Raw genomic sequence first — 16,918 nt, 5'->3', positions numbered from 1 at the left:
AGTCTAGCACATTAGTTTAAAGCTATAAATTTTATTGTTCGTTTGATGCAGTATTGCGCTTATTAATTAATAAATAAACTAGCGGTAGATAACAAACAACAACGGTGCCTATATTAATAAATGGCAATAAGGTTTTATAAATGTATGTACTATAAGAAAGCTCCCATAAATGGCGATCAACTAATCTGAAAAGTTGTAAAATAGGGGCACTTACAACAACAAGCTGACCGATAACACACTGCCACAAATAAATTTTGTCTTTTATTCCCAAATAGGCAATCAAAGCCATCCAAACAAGATCATTAAACGCCCAAATAACATAACGATAAATATAAGTACTGCTATCAAACTCTTTTAAATGTTCGTTAATCAACGCCCCATAAAAAAAGAATACAGCAGTAACCAGCACAAAGCGTAATGCAAGGTGATCTTTGCGTAGGTAAAACACAAAAATAGCAGGGCTTAATATAAAAACCCAGCTATTTTCGAGTAACTTAGTAATACTTTCAAACCATTCAGGCAAAATATTACACTCACCTATTTTTTATCAGGTTCATTATCGTCATTACCATTACCATTACCCGGCATATAACTAAATTTATCGATATTCTTCATGGCTGACTCCGTTACATTTGTTATTGAAAACTTACTTTATGATAAATAAACGTATTTGCCAAGTAAAGTTATCTTACATCAATAGGTGCAGACTCTTTTGCCTTACCTTGTAAAATAGAAATCTCTACACGCCTGTTGCGACGACGATCTTCATCTGTATCATTGGGCACCAATGGTCTTGTTTCAGCTCGCCCAACCACCATCATCCGCGTTTTATCAAAACCAGATACTTTCTGTAACTCGCTTGCTACAGCAACAGCTCGCTTAGAAGAAAGATCCCAGTTGTTTATGTACAGCTCATTCGAAACCTGAAAATCATCAGTATGACCAGATACTGTTATCTCACCAGGCACATCTTTTAACAATATGCCAATGTCTTGAATAATGGGTTTAAATTTAGGCTGCAAAAAAGCACTGCCTGAAGGAAAAGACCCATTTTCTCTGATGCGAATAATTATTTGCTGGCCTAAAGACTCAAGCTCTATTGCACCATCAATAATCTGCCTTTCTAATTGCTGAGCAATCTTTTTAACAAGTTCATTTGTTTGTTCTTGATCTGCAGCAGAGATTGCTTGATCAGAAGATTGTTCTTGAGAGGTACTACGAGATTCCCCACCCCGTTTATCACCTCGTTGTTCTTGCCTACCACCTGCAGAGCTTTCATCACCGGCCTGAAATTCAAGCATTTGTTGAGTCATTTCTACTGTTTGTTGCTGAATAGTCTCGATTGGTGTGGGCTCTGGTTTTCCTGGCGTAAACTCCATAGCAATAACAGAAGTACCTTTGGGAATATCTTTTACTTCTATTTTATTTTGTACACCAAATGCAAACTTCATTGAACCGGCTATTTGTTTAAATTTAAGTACATCCATTTCAGAAAATGCAAGCAAGAGTACAAAAAAGCACATCAATAAAGACATTAAATCTGCAAAGGTTCCCATCCAAGCTGGAAGCCCTGGGGGAGGACATTTACACTCTTGCTCAGACATGTTTACTCCTCGGTATCAACTTTACGTTTTGATTCAGCTAAGTAGTTTTTCAAAATGCCTTCAATTACTTTTGGGTTTTGACCATCTTGAATACCTAATACAGCGTCTAAAATCAAACGTTGGTTCATTGCTTCTTCGTCTTTACGCAGCTCCAATTTAACTTGGATAGGGATCGCCACTACATTTGCTAAAAAAGCGCCGTATAAAGTTGTTAACAAAGCAACAGCCATCGAAGGACCGATTGATTTTGGATCATCCATATTAGATAACATAGCAACTAAGCCAATGAGCGTACCGATCATTCCCATTGCTGGTGCAATATCAGCCATGGCTTTAAATAAACCGGCTCCCATTTCATGACGGGTTGACGTTAAAGTTATGTCTTTTTGTAAAGTCGCTCTAACAACGTCAGCATCATGACCATCAACTAACATATCAACGCCTTTACGCATAAACTGGTTCGGTATTTCAGCCTCTTCGAGGGCTAAAAAGCCACCCTTTCGAGCTGAATCAGCAAGTTCAACGGCTTTGTCTATCAACTCCTCTGGCGATTCAATTTTAAACATAAAGGCTTTAGCGGCCACTTTACCAATGCCAAAAAACTGCCCCATGGTGTAGTTCGATAAAACAATAAATATAGAACCGCCAAATACAATCACCACTGAAGGAGTGTTGTAAAACATGGCCATTTCGCCACTACTGCTCATAAACATGGACATGACAATTAAGCCAATTGCGCCAAGGATCCCTATAATGGTTGCTAAATCCACATTTCCTCCAAAGGTTTCATGCACTAAGGCCTTATTATAAACTTTTTATCATTAACTGCTTATCGGCAACATATTGAATTGCTTAAGCGGTTTATCTAAATAAAGATAAAAAAGTCTTATTAGTGTAATTTATATTTAAGCTGCATTAATAATTACTTTTATTAAAAGAATTGACCGTGATTAAGCCCTTATTAATGCATACAAGAATAGCATTTGATATTAATAGACGAAAAAAACGTATCATCCTTTGACCTAGTTTAGCATTCCCCCTAAAATTGGCTCCTAAATTTACCACGTAAGCTGAAATAAGATGGCGACTAAAAAACCTGAAAACTTAAGTTTCGAACAAGCACTAGAAGAATTATCGACAATTGTTAGTGATATGGAACAAGGTGATTTATCGCTTGAGCAATCATTGAAACAATTTGAACGCGGAATTGCTTTAGCCAATGCTTCATCTGGTAAATTACAACAAGCAGAGCAAAAAGTATCAATTTTAATGGGCAATGGCGAAAAATCAGTACTTACTAACTTTGATAACGATACGGAATAACTGTGAGTATTAAAGAACAGATTGAACGTGCGCAAATAGATGTAATAGCTACCTTGAAAGCGTATTTCAAACAGTCGCTAGATACAGACGAAACGGTAAAAAATGCCACACAATACGGGTTATTTAATGGCGGTAAAAGATTACGCCCATTTTTAGTTTATGCAACGGGCGAGATGTTTGGCGCAAATAAACACGATCTGAATGTACTTTCAGCAGCTATTGAATGCATTCATAGCTACTCGTTAGTGCATGATGACTTACCGGCGATGGACGATGATGACTTACGCCGTGGCCGCCCAACTTGTCACATAGAGTTTGGTGAAGCCCATGCTATTTTAGCTGGCGATGCTCTACAAACTATCGCTTTTGAGTTAATTGCAAATCATCAATTCAAATGCTCAGCACAAACACAAGTAAAAATGATCGCACAATTAGCACATGCATCAGGCCTTAAAGGCATGGTTGGCGGGCAAGGCTTAGACATTGCCGCAACTGACAAAGCCATTACTGCACAAGAGCTGGAGCGGATCCATAAACTAAAAACGGGTGCGCTGATTAACTGCGCTATTATGTTAGGTGCATTGTGCAGTGAAAAAGCAGATAAACACACTTTAGAAAGCTTATCTACTTTTGGTTATGCGATAGGGCTGGCCTTCCAAGTACAAGACGATATTTTAGATGTTGAGGGTGATACGCTTACTTTAGGTAAGCCACAAGGGTCAGATATTGCAGCCAATAAAGCGACATACCCTGCTTTATTAGGTATGCTAGGCGCTAAAGAGAAGGCGCAGAATTTAATACAACAAGCCCATGAGGCGTTAGCAAATATAGATGCTGACACAACACTTCTGGCGTCACTGGCAAATTACCTTATTGAGCGTGATCATTAAGATACCGCTTAAAAGTATTGCACTGAGTACAGACACATTATTACTAAACATTAGTTAATTCTACATCGTATTTTATATTAATTAATGTTAGCGAAGGATATAAATAAAACCATGACACGTGATAGCAGCAAGTATCCATTACTTAATTTGGTTGACGAGCCGACCCAGTTGCGCGATTTAGCGCAAGATAAACTCCCAGAGTTTAGCAATGAGTTACGCGACTATTTACTCAACTCAGTATCGCAAAGTAGCGGTCATTTAGCATCTGGTTTAGGTACTGTGGAGCTAACTGTTGCACTGCATTATGTTTATAACACACCTGAAGATCGTTTAGTGTGGGATGTGGGTCACCAAGCTTATCCGCATAAAATACTTACCGGTCGACGTGATTTAATGCATACGATTCGCCAAAAAGACGGCCTACACCCTTTTCCATTTCGTGATGAAAGCAAATACGATACGTTTAGTGTAGGGCATTCAAGTACGTCTATCTCTGCCGCTTTAGGTATGTCGATTGCCGCACAAAAAGAAGGTAAAGGGCGCAAAACAGTTGCCATTATTGGTGATGGCGCAATTACTGCGGGTATGGCATTTGAAGCAATGAATCATTTAGGTGATGTAAAATCAGACATGCTTATTATTTTAAATGATAACGAAATGTCGATTTCTGAAAATGTTGGCGCATTGACAAATCACTTTGCTCGCATTTTATCAGGTAGCTTTTATACTAACATTCGCGAAGGGAGTAAAAAGTTACTCTCTGGTGTGCCTCCGGTTAAGCAACTTGCCAGTAAAATGGAAGAGCACATTAAAGGCATGATGATCCCGGGTACATTTTTTGAAGAACTTGGTCTGAACTATATTGGTCCGATTGATGGGCATGATGTAAACATGCTTGTAGATACATTACGTAATATGCGTAACTTAAAAGGCCCGCAGTTATTACATATAAAAACGCAAAAAGGTAAAGGTTATAAGCCGGCTGAAGCGGATCCTATTGGCTATCATGGCGTGCCAAAGTTTGACCCAATGACATCAAGCCTTCCTAAATCAAAGCCCAGCGCAGCTACTTTTTCAAAAGTATTTGGCGACTGGCTATGTGATATGGCCCAGCAAGACGATAAATTAATGGCGATCACACCCGCTATGCGCGAAGGCTCAGGTATGGTGCGTTTTTCTAAAGAATTTCCAGATCAATACTTTGACGTCGCTATTGCAGAGCAGCATGCTGTTACGCTAGCCGCAGGTTTTGCTTGTGAAGGCTTAAAACCCGTTGTAGCTATTTACTCAAGCTTTTTACAGCGCGCGTACGATCAGCTAATTCACGATGTTGCATTGCAAAATTTACCCGTTTTATTTGCCATTGACCGTGCCGGTATTGTGGGAGCAGACGGTGAAACTCATCAAGGCGCATACGATTTAAGCTTTATGCGCTGTATTCCAAATATGGTCATTATGGCACCAAGCGATACCAATGAATGTCGTCAAATGCTCTATACTGGCTATCAAGCAAATTGCCCAGTAGCCGTGCGTTATCCTCGTGGCAGTGCGGGCACTGCTGAAATTCAAAGTGATATGCAACTGCTTGAAATAGGTAAAGCAAATACGGTTAAAAAAGGCAGTAAAATTGCAATTTTATCATTCGGTACACTGCTAGAGAACGCCCAACTTGCAGCCAATGATTTAGATGCCACACTTGTTAATATGCGTTTTATTAAGCCACTTGATACTGCACTTTTAAATGAAATTGCTACTAACTATGACTTTATTGTCACACTTGAAGATAATGCGATAGCCGGTGGTGCAGGCTCTGCCGTCACTGAATATTTAGCCAGCCAAAAATCCGCTATAAAAATACTTAACTTAGGTATTCCAGATGAATTTATTAAACACGGCACGCAAGATCAAATGCACGATGAAATGGGATTGGGCGAACAAGGTATATTAACCGCCATCAAAGCGTTTATTGATTAACATTTAAAAATACTAAAAAAGGAGCCAAGGCTCCTTTTTTAGTATTTTAACATTGGCTTTACCGACTAACTTATACCAATTCGCTTAATTAAGTGATCTATTTTGAGGTAAGAAAATCGTGTCGATAACAAAGCAGAAATTTTTAACGCAGTTAACGTCAGATTTAATCCCTCAAATTGATTAAGTAACCTGAGCTCTGATTAAGATATTTACTAACGTACTAAATCATGGTGATATTTAAGTTTATTTTCTCTAGCCAGAGATTTTCAGTAAATTCAACGCAATTAGCGCTGAAAATAGCTGATCGAGATAGATTTATTAACCAGAGCTCAGGTTAAGTATTATTGCAGATTGGTATTAGCGCATCCACACTTTAATATCTGCAAGCCCATTACTTTGTAAAAGGTTTAACTGTTGATCAACATTTGAATTTTGCTCAAACTCGAATGCGTCTAACTGCTCGTCAAACGTAATATTTGCAACACCATCACCGCCACGTTTTTTCACTTGATGAAGTGCAATATCGGCTAAATTAATGGATGTTTCCCAGCTTATCACTTGTCCGCCTAAAAGTGGTAACGGGTAAAAAGACCAGCCGATAGAGGTGGTTAAATTGGTACCTTTGCCATTTGGTAATTGAAATGCATATTCCGCAACTGCTTTGCATAAATCTGATGCGTAACTGTCTATTTTATTGCACTTAAAATCACGTAATAATAATAAAAATTCATCCCCACTCCAGCGTGCAACATAATCAGAGCCCTGCGTGCGAGAGTTCAATAATGCAGCCATTTGCTGCAAACAGCTGTCTCCTGCTATTGGTCCGTATGCATCATTGATGCGGCTAAAGTTATCAAAGTTGATTATCAGTAAAACAAGCGATTTCCCCTGCGCTTGTAATGATTGCGAGTTACGTTGAAAATGCTCAATATCTTTTGGTAGTTGATCAAACAAAAAGCGACGGCTACGTAACCCTGTAAGTTCATCAGAGTGACTTACCAGCTTAAGTTGTGAGTTTACTTGATTTAACTTATCGTTTGCTTGGCGAAGTTCTAGCGTACGCTCTGTGATAAGCCCCTCTAGTGCTTCTTGTTTTTTTCGCTCTTGCGCTCTAAATACCCAAAAAACCAAATAAAAGAGTAAAACAAAGCCACTGGTGATAAGTAGTCTAAAGTAAATTGTTTCATCAAAACGCTCTGGCACTGTAAATCCATATTCAGCTTCTTGCGCTTTACTCCAGTCTTCACCTTGGCGTTTTGCTTCTAGCTGAAATAAAAATGTTCCCGCTGGCAAATTAGTATAGATAGCTTCTCTGCGTGTATTTGCATAGCGCCAATCATTATCTAAACCACTTAATTTATATCTAAACTCAATGCTGCTTGGCGCGTAATAATCGATTGCGGTATAGGTTAAAGTAATATCACGCTCATTGGTTTCTAATGACGGTTTTTTACCTAATGCTGACGTTGCTATATTACGCTGCGGTGTTGTAATGGTTTCTACTTTTGGTTTTAATGCCAGTACACCAAACAACTCTACATTTTTAGGTATTTCAACAACACCTTGTAAGCTTGGATACCAAATTGAATTAGCAGTATTGGCAACTGCATCATGACCCAGCCCACTACAACATTGATTGGCTTTACCATCGAGCTGACGATCAAATGAGGAAATAACCTCCTCCACTTTTAAACTTTGAATCTCTGCTTTGAACTGATCAATAGGCATTCTGTAAACACCTTTCATAGTGCTTACCCAAACATGCTTTAACCTTTCATCGTATTCTAGGCTGAAAATAGAGCCGTATGGTAAGCCATTTGCGGCATCAAGCTGACGCCACTGCCCTTGCATACTTCTATAAAACAGCCCATCGTTTAATGAACCAATTAAGATTCCAACGCCATCAATATGCAACACACTCGTTACATAAGCACTTTCAAGTGTTGTTTGGTCGCCAATTTTTTCTATTCCGCGATCAGTAAAATAATAGGCGCCTTTGCTTGTACCAATAACCCCAAAGTTTGCTTTATCGAGTACATAGGTAATAAACTTGCTTCCTAAAAAAGCATTGTATGCAAAAGGCGTTAGCCCAGCAAAGTTTAGCCTATATAATCCACGCCCAGTACCAATCCAAAACCCGCCCTTGCTCGAACGACTAATAGCAAATACAGGGTTATCCTGAAGAGCTCGCCCAGGTACCATGTAAAGAGTGTTATTTTCAAAAACAAACAACCCTCTGCCTGTCGCAATATATAATCTCTTACCATCAAACTGTAAGTCATGCACTGATGCACGGCCGTATTTATCGCTAGGGATTAAATTTATAAAACTTTTATTTAGATCAAAATAGCCAATACCACTTTTATTTGCGACCCATAGTTTACCATCCGGTGCTTGGCTAATAGCCATAACCGCTTCAGTCATTTCAGATAGGGCTGAGTGCCTTTGAACACGCCCTTCATGAGCAAGCCACAAACCTTCACTAAAACTGGCAAGCCACACGTTATTTTTATTATCTCGAAAAATATCCGCAAACCAAATACTTTGATCCAGCTGGCTTGGCTCTACCCATTGCCATTCACCGGATTTATCTCGAAATAATAAACGCCCATAAGTTGATACCCATAACCCACCATCGGTATCACTCATAAATTTATAAACTGCTGAGTTATTTGTATTTGGTAAAGGAAAGGATCTTAGTTCATCATCTAAATCTAAAAAATAAGCACCTAGCTCTGAGGCTAAATACAAGTTACCGTTTAAAAATGATAAATCGTGGACAATCGTTTGTGCTAAACGCTCTGGTAGTGAAATTTTTGCGGTAAGCTCTAAACGCAGTTTAGAAAAGTCGGAGGCATTTTTTGTTAATCTCAGCAGGTGGCGATCATTAACCAGCCATATCCCCTCCGGAGAAAGCGCCATTTTACTAACAGACCCTACTATTTGCGTAATAGCGGTCGCATTGACAATAGGAAAAGAGCCACTCGCTTTGGTTTGTAGACCAATTTGGCTTCTATCAATATAATACAAACCATTTGCAGCAATCCAAATACTGCCTTTAGCATCTTGCAATATATCTCTGACAGGGCCTTTTATATTAAACTCTTGTGCGGCAAAAGTAGCAGGGTTAATCACCACCAAGCCACTTTTAGTACCGATCCACAACAGTCCATTTAAATCGACTAGCAGCTTGTTGATGCCGTTATTGGGTAAGAAAGGGCTATTTTGAGTATTATAATTGGTAAATGTATTACCATCAAAACGACTTAAGCCAAATTGAGTGCCCAGCCACATGTATCCTTGTTGATCTTGTACAACGCTTTTAAGTGATTGCGATGGCAAGCCATCTTTTATATTCCATTGTTTAACTACATAATCAGTAATTGAAGCCCAACTTGGCGTCGCGCACAACATCAGTACACAAACCAGTAAAAATCGCATCATAGTGCTGCCACCTAGTTAAACAAATCAAATATAAACATTAAAAGGGTAGTAAACCCACTTTTATTAATGCTTGCAAACAAATAAGCGAAAAAATACCCGCGAGTACATCGTCAGCCATAATTCCAAAACCACCATGTACACGCTTATCAAGCATACGAATTGGGCCTGGTTTTACTATGTCAAAAAATCGAAATAACAAAAAGCCAACCAATAAACTTTGCCAGCTTAGTGCTGCACCTATCATAGTAATGTAGTAGCCCGCCACTTCATCCCACACAATAGCGGGGTGGTCATGCACACCTAAATCATCAGCCGTTTTACCACACGCCCATATGCCAAATACACTGATCACGACAGCAAAAACAATTTGCAGCCAAAGTGGATAATACATCGTCATAAAAATAAATGGCAATGCAGCAAACGTACCAAATGTACCAGGCGCTTTAGGGGCAAGGCCGGTACCAAATCCTAAACCAAAAAATTGGTGCGGACGTTTTAAATTAAATAATCGATTTTTATTCAAGTCTGTTCCTTTGCGAAATGCTCAAAGCCATGCTGCTTAAAATCAAACTTTTCACCCTTGTGTAAAAGCTCAATTTGCCCATCACCACTTTTAATCTGCCCAATACATGTTGCATTTACACCATATTGCCGCAGTTTTAAATCTAACATCCCTTTATTACTATCTGGGACGGTAAATAATAGTTCGTAGTCATCGCCGTAGCTAAGAATAAATGGTAACTGTTGATCAAAATCAAGGCTCGATTTCATTGCATCCGAAGTAGGAATATTGTCTATATTTACAATCGCACTTACTTGCGACATATCAAGAATATGACTTAAATCAGCCAATAATCCATCAGACACATCAATTGCCGATGATGCAAGCCCACGAAGAACCTGCCCTGCTGCTACGCGAGGCGTTGGATAATCAAAGCGTTTATTAACATACTTTAAATGCTCAGACTCGACTTTTAGACCTTGCTTGCGCGATTCAATGGCTAGTCCCGCATCCCCTAAAGGACCCGTAACATAAATCCAATCACCTACTTTAGCACCACTTCTGCGCAGAGCTTTACCTTCTGGCACAGTCCCTTTCGCACAAATAGTGATCGTTAATGGACCTTGAGTGGTATCGCCACCAATAATTTGTACATTAAAGTATTCTGCAATTTCGTGCATGCCTTCAGTAAACTCTTCAACCCACTGTCGGTCTATACTTGGTAAGGTTAGCGCAACTGAAACCCATGTTGGCTCGGCGCCCATTGCCGCCAAATCACTTAAATTTACAGCGAGTGCTCTGTGACCGAGTGCGCGAGGGGAAATATCATCAAAAAAGTGCACGCCAGCAACTAAAGTATCTGTTGTTACTGCAAGTTGGCAGTTTGGTGGAACCGTTACTAAAGCGCAATCGTCCCCTATTCCTAGGTTTACATCACGACGGGTGATACCGCGCCCTTTAAAGTAGCGGTTAATTAATTCAAATTCCTTCATACACAAAAAAGCCGACCTATGCCGGCTCTCCTTTTTAACGGTTGTTTAAACAATTAATCTGAACATTAAAATTCAGAGTGAATTGTTATTACTTGCGTAAATGCTTAACAGCTTTATCAAGTACACCGTTTACAAATTTATGGCTGTCTTCTGCGCCAAATATTTTAGCCAGCTCAATACCTTCGTTAATAGCCACTTTATAAGGTACGTCTTCACGGAACTTAAGTTCATAGCTGCTTAAACGTAAAATTGCGCGCTCAACCATATCTAAGTCATCAAACGGACGTGTTAAATGTGGTGATACAGCTTCGTCTAGTTGCTTATAATTTACAGCAACACCCGTCGCTAGATCTTTAAAGTATTCAACATCAATTTTAGTAACGTCTGTTTCGATCAACATTTGTTGTTCGATATCGGCAATTAAATTGCCACTTATTTGCCAAGAATAAACGGCTTGGAGTGCTAAGATACGTGCTTTACGTCTTGCTGCTGGTTTCACAAAAATTCCTTAAACTTAAATTTTATCTAACACATTAACCATTTCGAGCGCGCCTAAAGCAGCTTCGCCGCCTTTATTGCCCATTTTGGTGCCAGCACGCTCAATTGCTTGTTCAATGCTTTCTGTGGTTAATACGCCAAATGCAACCGGGATATCATACTCAAGTGATACTTGCGCAAGACCTTTGTTTGATTCGCCAGCAACTAGGTCAAAATGTGGTGTACCACCTCTGATCACTACGCCTAAAGCGATGATTGCATCATACTCTTTTTTTGCCGCAACGCGTTTAGCCGCTAAAGGTAATTCTACTGCACCAGGTACATAAATAACGGTAATATCGTCATCAGATACGCCACCAGTGCGTTTTAGCTCATCAACAGCACCGGCAAGGAGGCTGCTACCAATAAAGTCATTAAAACGAGAAATGACAATGGCAAATTTCTTGCCCGGAGCGTACTTACTACCTTCAATAATTTTCATTTGATAACCCTAAAAATAAGTTCAAGCGGTTGCGATTGCGCAAAAATTGCTGCGCATCATACCATAAAAATAAAATAATAGACTAGTTAAAAGCAGAGCGCTTATTGTGGCTCAATATAGTCAATAACTTCTAAATGAAAGCCCGAAAGTGCATGGTACTTTTTAGGGCGGCTCATTAATCGCATTTGCTTAATTCCCAGATCAGCAAGTATTTGCGAACCAACACCAACAGTACGAGATGTTCCTTGGAACTTACGTGGTGTCACATTCTCGCCTGCATCAGCTGCAGCAAATGCTTTTACTGTTGCCTCTAATTCTTCTGTACTTTCTTGTTTTCCTAAAATGACTAATACACCGTCGTTTTTAGCAATGTATGCCATGGCATCAGAAAGCCCCCAACTACGGTCTGCGCTTCTATCTGAAAGTAAAATATCGTTAAAAGTACTCTGCAAATGTACGCGTACAAGTGTAGGTTCTTGCTCTTTTATTTCGCCCTTGAGCAATACGTAATGTAATTGGCCGTCGATCGTGTCTTTGTAAGTTACTAAATCAAATTCACCATGCTCTGTAGGCAGCTTACATTTTGCAACTTGTTCAATCGTGGTTTCGTTTAAATTACGATATTCGATTAAATCAGCAATGGTGCCAATTTTAATATCATGTTGTTTTGCAAAAACTTCTAAATCAGGGCGGCGCGCCATTGTGCCATCTGCATTTAGAATTTCAACAATAACAGATGATGCTTCAAGCCCAGCTAAACGCGCTAAGTCACAGCCAGCTTCAGTGTGCCCTGCGCGAGTGAGTACACCACCAGGTTGTGCCATGATAGGAAAAATATGACCAGGTTGAACAATATCACTTGGTACTGCGCCTTTTGCTATAGCAGCTTGCACTGTACGCGCTCTATCAGCGGCAGAAATACCCGTAGTTACACCTTTTGCGGCTTCAATCGACATTGTAAAGTTTGTCGAAAACGCAGCGCCATTATTTTTAACCATAAGCGGTAAATCAAGTTGCTCGCAACGCTCTTGCGTCATGGTTAAACAAATTAAACCACGGCCATGAGTTGCCATAAAATTAATTGCTTCTGCGCTAATATGTTCTGCTGCGATAATTAAATCGCCTTCATTTTCTCTGTCTTCATCGTCCATTAAAATAACCATTTTACCAATTTTAATGTCGTCGATGATTTCTTGTGCGCTGTGTAAATTCATAAATTTGCTCGTGTAAGTTGTCAGTTTCGTTATTTAATAAAGCCCGCTTTAGCGAGTAAGCTCATCGAAATATTTGAGCCCGTTGGTTGTTCTGCACCTTTTATAAGACGCTCTAAATAACGTGCAATTTGATCGACTTCTAAATTAACTTGAGTGCCCACTTTAAAATGAGCTATGGTAGTTTGCTCACTCGTATGAGGAACAATTGTTAATTTGAATTTATTACCTTCGACAGCGTTAACCGTCAGGCTTATACCATCAATACATACCGAACCTTTGTACGGAATGTATTTCATTAAATCTTCGTCAGTTGCAAGCCAATATTCTGTTGCCCTGGCGTTTTTTGTGACACTTGTAATCGTTGCAAGACCATCAACATGACCAGAGACCAAATGGCCCCCCAGACGTGAAACAGGTTGCATTGCTTTTTCAAGATTAACAGTTTGCCCTATAGCATAGTGAGCAAATCCAGTTAAACCAATCGTCTCATTAGATAAGTCAGCACTAAAACCATCAATATGTTTATCAACTACGGTTAAGCAAACGCCATTGGTTGCAATGCTATCGCCTAGCTTTACGTCTTTCATATCAAGATCAGCACTTTGAATACGAATGGCTAAGTCGCCTTGTTTTTTTTGTAATAAAGCAATTTTGCCTGTGGCTTCTATTATCCCAGTAAACATAGCGCTACTCTTTTTTATTAAGTGATTTTAATAAGTTTTCAGCGCAGTGATACGTATATCGTCACCAATGCGTGTACATTCATTAAATGTTAAATTAACGGTATTTTGCATACTCGTCAATTCAGGAAAATTAACTAAACTTTTTGCATTATGGCCCATTAGTTTAGGCGCTAAATAAAAAACAAACTCGTCAATTAAATCAAGCTCTGTCATTTTACCAGCAAGTGTTGCGCCCGCCTCAAGCCACACATTATTAAAATGCAGTTGCCCAAGTTTTTCTAAAACCACCTGCAAATCAACTTTGCCATTACTTTCTTTTACTTCAATATGCTCTACAAAATGCGGCCACTGCAGTGATTTATCAACCTTGGTGGTAAATATAATTATATCACTTTGAATGTTGAATAAAGCAAGGTTAGGCGTTAAGCGGTTTTGAGAATCAATAATAACACGCACAGGTTGCCGTAGCGCTAAATCGGTAGGGAGTGGGCACGGTAATTCACTTAGCCGTACATTTAATTTTGCATCATCTACTAATACGGTATCGGCGCCGGTTAAAATAGCGCAGCTTTTTGCACGGTATAATTGCACATCTTGGCGAGCAGCGGTGCCTGTGATCCACTTACTTTGACCATTTTTAAGCGCTGTTTTACCATCTATACTTGCTGCCATTTTACAGGTTACATAAGGTAAGCCTTGTTCCATTCGCTTAAAAAAGCCAACGTTAAGTGCGCGAGCTTGTGATTCAAGTAATCCATAAGCAACGTCAATGCCCGCATCGCTCAGTATTTTAAGGCCTTTGCCTGCAACTTGTGGGTTTGTATCAACCATAGCGGCAATTACTTTTACTATGCCCGCCTTTTTTAAGCCTTCAGCACACGGTGGTGTACGCCCATAGTGACTACAAGGTTCAAGCGTTACATAAGCCGTTGCACCTTGTGCATTATTACCCGCTATTGCCAGTGCATTTATTTCAGCATGACCTTGACCAGCTAATTGATGGAACCCCTCACCAATGATTTGATTATTCTTAACTAATACACAGCCAACATTAGGATTAGGTGTGGTAGTAAACTCGCCTTTTTTGGCAAGCTCTATGGCACGTGCCATATACATTTCGTCATGTTCAGTAAAAGGAACTTGGTTAAGCATTTATTATACCAATTGCGTTAAATAAGTGGTCTATTATAGCGCTAAGAAAATAGCGCAATAACAAGGCGAAAATTATGACATATAGTTGTTCTATATGAATAATTTTTAACGCAGTGAGTGCGCTATTTAATGCGATAGAATGATCATATTTTTAATAAAATTGGTATTACTCCCCTAAGCGGGCAATTTCTTCGCCAAATTCGCGTATATCTTCAAATGAACGATACACAGAAGCAAACCTTACATAAGCAACTTTATCGAGCTTTTTAAGCGCTTCCATAATGCATTCACCCACTAAGTGGCTTGAAATTTCCCGCTCACCCGTTGCACGTAATTGCGATTTTATTATGTTAACCACTTCTTCAACCTGTTCAGTACTCACTGGACGTTTCTCAAGTGCACGATTTAAACCATTCAACAGTTTATCTTCATTAAACGGCTCCCGACTGCCATCTTGCTTAACAACACGTGGCATAACCAGTTCAGCGCCTTCAAATGTAGTAAAGCGCTCGTGACAGTCGTTGCACTCACGGCGCCTACGAACTTGATGGCCTCCACCAACTAGGCGTGAATCAATAACTTTAGTATCTTTTGCTGTACAAAATGGGCAATGCATAACTCGGTACTTCCGTTTTAAAACAAAAAAGACCGCTAAATAGCGGTCTTTTATCTTAGCAAAAAAATAGGGCCTGTTGTGCTCTAAATTACTGCTGCTTATGCAATTAAGCGTAAACAGGTAGTTTTGCACAAATTGCTTTTACTTTTTCTTTAACTTGCGCCTGTACAGATTCATCAGTGATGTTATCTAGTACATCACAAATCCAGCCAGCAAGCTCTTTAGATTCTGCTTCTTTAAAACCACGACGAGTAATTGCAGGAGAACCAATACGCAAGCCTGATGTTACAAACGGAGAACGTGGATCGTTTGGCACTGAGTTTTTATTAACTGTGATGTTAGCGTTACCTAAGGCAGCATCTGCATCTTTACCAGTAATATCTTTATCGATTAAATCGAGTAGGAATAAGTGGTTTTCAGTTTTATCAGAAACGATTTTGTAGCCGCGCTCTTGCATTACAGCAACCATTGCTTTTGCGTTTTTAACAACTTGTGTTTGGTATACTTTAAACTCTGGTTGAAGTGCTTCTTTAAATGCCACTGCTTTTGCTGCAATAACATGACATAAAGGACCGCCTTGGCCACCAGGGAAAACAGCGCTGTTAAGCTTTTTGTAGATTGCTTCGTCGCCACATGCAGAAATAATCAAACCACCACGAGGACCAGCAAGTGTTTTATGCGTAGTTGTAGTTACAACATGTGCATGAGGAACTGGGCTTGGGTAAACACCCGCCGCAATTAAACCAGCAACGTGAGCCATATCAACAAACAGGTAAGCACCTACTTTGTCAGCAATTTCACGGAATTTAGCCCAATCAACAATACCTGAGTACGCTGAGAAACCACCAATGATCATTTTTGGTTTGTGCTCAAGTGCTAGTGCTTCAACTTGTGCGTAATCAATTTCGCCCGTTGCTTCATCTAGTCCGTATTGGATTGCATTGTAAAGCTTACCAGAGAAGCTTACGTGAGAACCGTGCGTTAAGTGACCACCATGAGCTAAGCTCATACCTAGTACAGTATCGCCAGCGTCTAATAAAGCTAGAAAAACAGCTGCATTTGCTTGCGAACCAGCATGTGGCTGTACGTTAGCGTAGTCAGAACCAAATAATTCATTAGCACGGTCAATTGCTAATTGCTCAACAACATCTACATGCTCACAACCGCCATAATAACGTTTGCCAGGGTAACCTTCTGCGTATTTGTTTGTAAGCTGTGAACCCTGCGCTTCTAGTACGCGTGGGCTACAGTAGTTTTCTGAAGCGATTAGTTCGATATGCTCTTCTTGGCGAGCAGTTTCTTTGGTTATCGCGTCAAATAACTCTGGATCAAAATCCGAAATATTCATGCTACGTTCTAACATTGGGGTCTCCTAGGGCAACGTGTATGGTGTTTTTTAGAGGCTTTATTGTACGCTTTAAACGACTCTTTGCCTACGCTCTTAAGTTGAGGATATTTAAACAGGGAATGAAACTATTTCACAGCTCTTTTAAGATGATATTTTTTAATAAATACATAACTATTTTAAATGCATTTTATTTCTCA

General features: G+C 39.6%; 16 protein-coding genes. 3 read left to right on the top strand and 13 right to left on the bottom strand.

What is annotated here, in order from left to right; all coding sequences use genetic code 11:
- Window positions 1–31: 31 nt before the first annotated feature.
- The 3 genes from ACJJVZ_RS07120 to pomA all read right to left on the bottom strand — a co-directional run bounded on the left by ACJJVZ_RS07120 (window position 32) and on the right by pomA (window position 2,374).
- On the bottom strand, window positions 32–523 hold the full coding sequence (locus ACJJVZ_RS07120; protein WP_405599317.1) for a hypothetical protein: 492 nt from the start codon (window positions 521–523) through the stop codon (window positions 32–34).
- Window positions 524–683: 160 nt separating this feature from the next.
- Window positions 684–1,604: a flagellar motor protein MotB gene (locus ACJJVZ_RS07115; protein WP_077535886.1), complete on the bottom strand. Its 921-nt coding sequence runs from the start codon at window positions 1,602–1,604 to the stop codon at window positions 684–686.
- Window positions 1,605–1,606: 2 nt separating this feature from the next.
- On the bottom strand, window positions 1,607–2,374 hold the full coding sequence (gene pomA, locus ACJJVZ_RS07110; RefSeq protein WP_077538829.1) for a flagellar motor protein PomA: 768 nt from the start codon (window positions 2,372–2,374) through the stop codon (window positions 1,607–1,609).
- 310 nt (window positions 2,375–2,684) lie between these two features.
- Between pomA and ACJJVZ_RS07105 the strand changes: the two genes are divergently transcribed.
- The 3 genes from ACJJVZ_RS07105 (at window position 2,685) to dxs (ending at window position 5,791) form a co-directional block, all read left to right on the top strand.
- Entirely contained in the window at window positions 2,685–2,927 is a 243-nt protein-coding gene (locus tag ACJJVZ_RS07105; RefSeq protein WP_077535887.1) for an exodeoxyribonuclease VII small subunit, read from the top strand.
- Between the two features lie 2 nt (window positions 2,928–2,929).
- On the top strand, window positions 2,930–3,817 hold the full coding sequence (gene ispA, locus ACJJVZ_RS07100) for a (2E,6E)-farnesyl diphosphate synthase (RefSeq protein WP_405599312.1): 888 nt from the start codon (window positions 2,930–2,932) through the stop codon (window positions 3,815–3,817).
- A 111-nt stretch (window positions 3,818–3,928) separates the two neighbouring features.
- Complete coding sequence (gene dxs, locus ACJJVZ_RS07095; protein ID WP_405599310.1) at window positions 3,929–5,791, top strand: 1-deoxy-D-xylulose-5-phosphate synthase; 1,863 nt, start codon at window positions 3,929–3,931, stop codon at window positions 5,789–5,791.
- Between the two features lie 357 nt (window positions 5,792–6,148).
- On the opposite strand, the gene ACJJVZ_RS07090 is transcribed toward dxs, so the two are convergent.
- The 10 genes from ACJJVZ_RS07090 to glyA form a co-directional block, all read right to left on the bottom strand.
- The gene (locus ACJJVZ_RS07090; RefSeq protein ID WP_405599308.1) at window positions 6,149–9,235 is read right to left on the bottom strand and encodes a diguanylate cyclase domain-containing protein; all 3,087 of its coding nucleotides are present in this window, start codon (window positions 9,233–9,235) and stop codon (window positions 6,149–6,151) included.
- Window positions 9,236–9,272: 37 nt separating this feature from the next.
- Window positions 9,273–9,758 (bottom strand): phosphatidylglycerophosphatase A, encoded by a 486-nt coding sequence (locus tag ACJJVZ_RS07085; RefSeq protein WP_077535891.1) that lies wholly within the window; start codon window positions 9,756–9,758, stop codon window positions 9,273–9,275.
- Entirely contained in the window at window positions 9,755–10,729 is a 975-nt protein-coding gene (gene thiL, locus ACJJVZ_RS07080) for a thiamine-phosphate kinase (RefSeq protein ID WP_405599306.1), read from the bottom strand. The genes ACJJVZ_RS07085 and thiL overlap by 4 nt, the downstream gene beginning before the upstream one ends.
- A gap of 88 nt (window positions 10,730–10,817) precedes the next feature.
- On the bottom strand, window positions 10,818–11,228 hold the full coding sequence (nusB, locus tag ACJJVZ_RS07075; protein ID WP_002961751.1) for a transcription antitermination factor NusB: 411 nt from the start codon (window positions 11,226–11,228) through the stop codon (window positions 10,818–10,820).
- Window positions 11,229–11,243: 15 nt separating this feature from the next.
- Window positions 11,244–11,708 carry a 6,7-dimethyl-8-ribityllumazine synthase gene (gene ribE, locus ACJJVZ_RS07070; protein WP_007587130.1) on the bottom strand — a complete coding sequence of 155 codons (465 nt, stop codon included), beginning with the start codon at window positions 11,706–11,708 and terminating at the stop codon, window positions 11,244–11,246.
- Window positions 11,709–11,809: 101 nt separating this feature from the next.
- Window positions 11,810–12,922 carry a bifunctional 3,4-dihydroxy-2-butanone-4-phosphate synthase/GTP cyclohydrolase II gene (ribBA, locus tag ACJJVZ_RS07065; protein WP_182702847.1) on the bottom strand — a complete coding sequence of 371 codons (1,113 nt, stop codon included), beginning with the start codon at window positions 12,920–12,922 and terminating at the stop codon, window positions 11,810–11,812.
- Between the two features lie 29 nt (window positions 12,923–12,951).
- Window positions 12,952–13,605, bottom strand: coding sequence for a riboflavin synthase (locus tag ACJJVZ_RS07060; RefSeq protein WP_405599303.1), 654 nt, complete (start codon window positions 13,603–13,605; stop codon window positions 12,952–12,954).
- A 27-nt stretch (window positions 13,606–13,632) separates the two neighbouring features.
- A complete protein-coding gene (ribD, locus tag ACJJVZ_RS07055) occupies window positions 13,633–14,757 on the bottom strand; it encodes a bifunctional diaminohydroxyphosphoribosylaminopyrimidine deaminase/5-amino-6-(5-phosphoribosylamino)uracil reductase RibD (protein ID WP_405599301.1) in 1,125 nt (374 codons plus the stop codon).
- Window positions 14,758–14,923: 166 nt separating this feature from the next.
- The gene (nrdR, locus tag ACJJVZ_RS07050; RefSeq protein WP_077535896.1) at window positions 14,924–15,373 is read right to left on the bottom strand and encodes a transcriptional regulator NrdR; all 450 of its coding nucleotides are present in this window, start codon (window positions 15,371–15,373) and stop codon (window positions 14,924–14,926) included.
- A gap of 106 nt (window positions 15,374–15,479) precedes the next feature.
- Window positions 15,480–16,736: a serine hydroxymethyltransferase gene (gene glyA, locus ACJJVZ_RS07045; RefSeq protein WP_197239981.1), complete on the bottom strand. Its 1,257-nt coding sequence runs from the start codon at window positions 16,734–16,736 to the stop codon at window positions 15,480–15,482.
- Window positions 16,737–16,918 lie beyond the last annotated feature (182 nt).

The organism is Pseudoalteromonas sp. Ld19 (assembly GCF_045064135.1).
Lineage (GTDB): Bacteria > Pseudomonadota > Gammaproteobacteria > Enterobacterales > Alteromonadaceae > Pseudoalteromonas > Pseudoalteromonas aliena.
The sequence above is the reverse complement of the archived record's forward strand: the minus strand, read 5'-3'. Positions and strand labels throughout refer to the sequence as shown.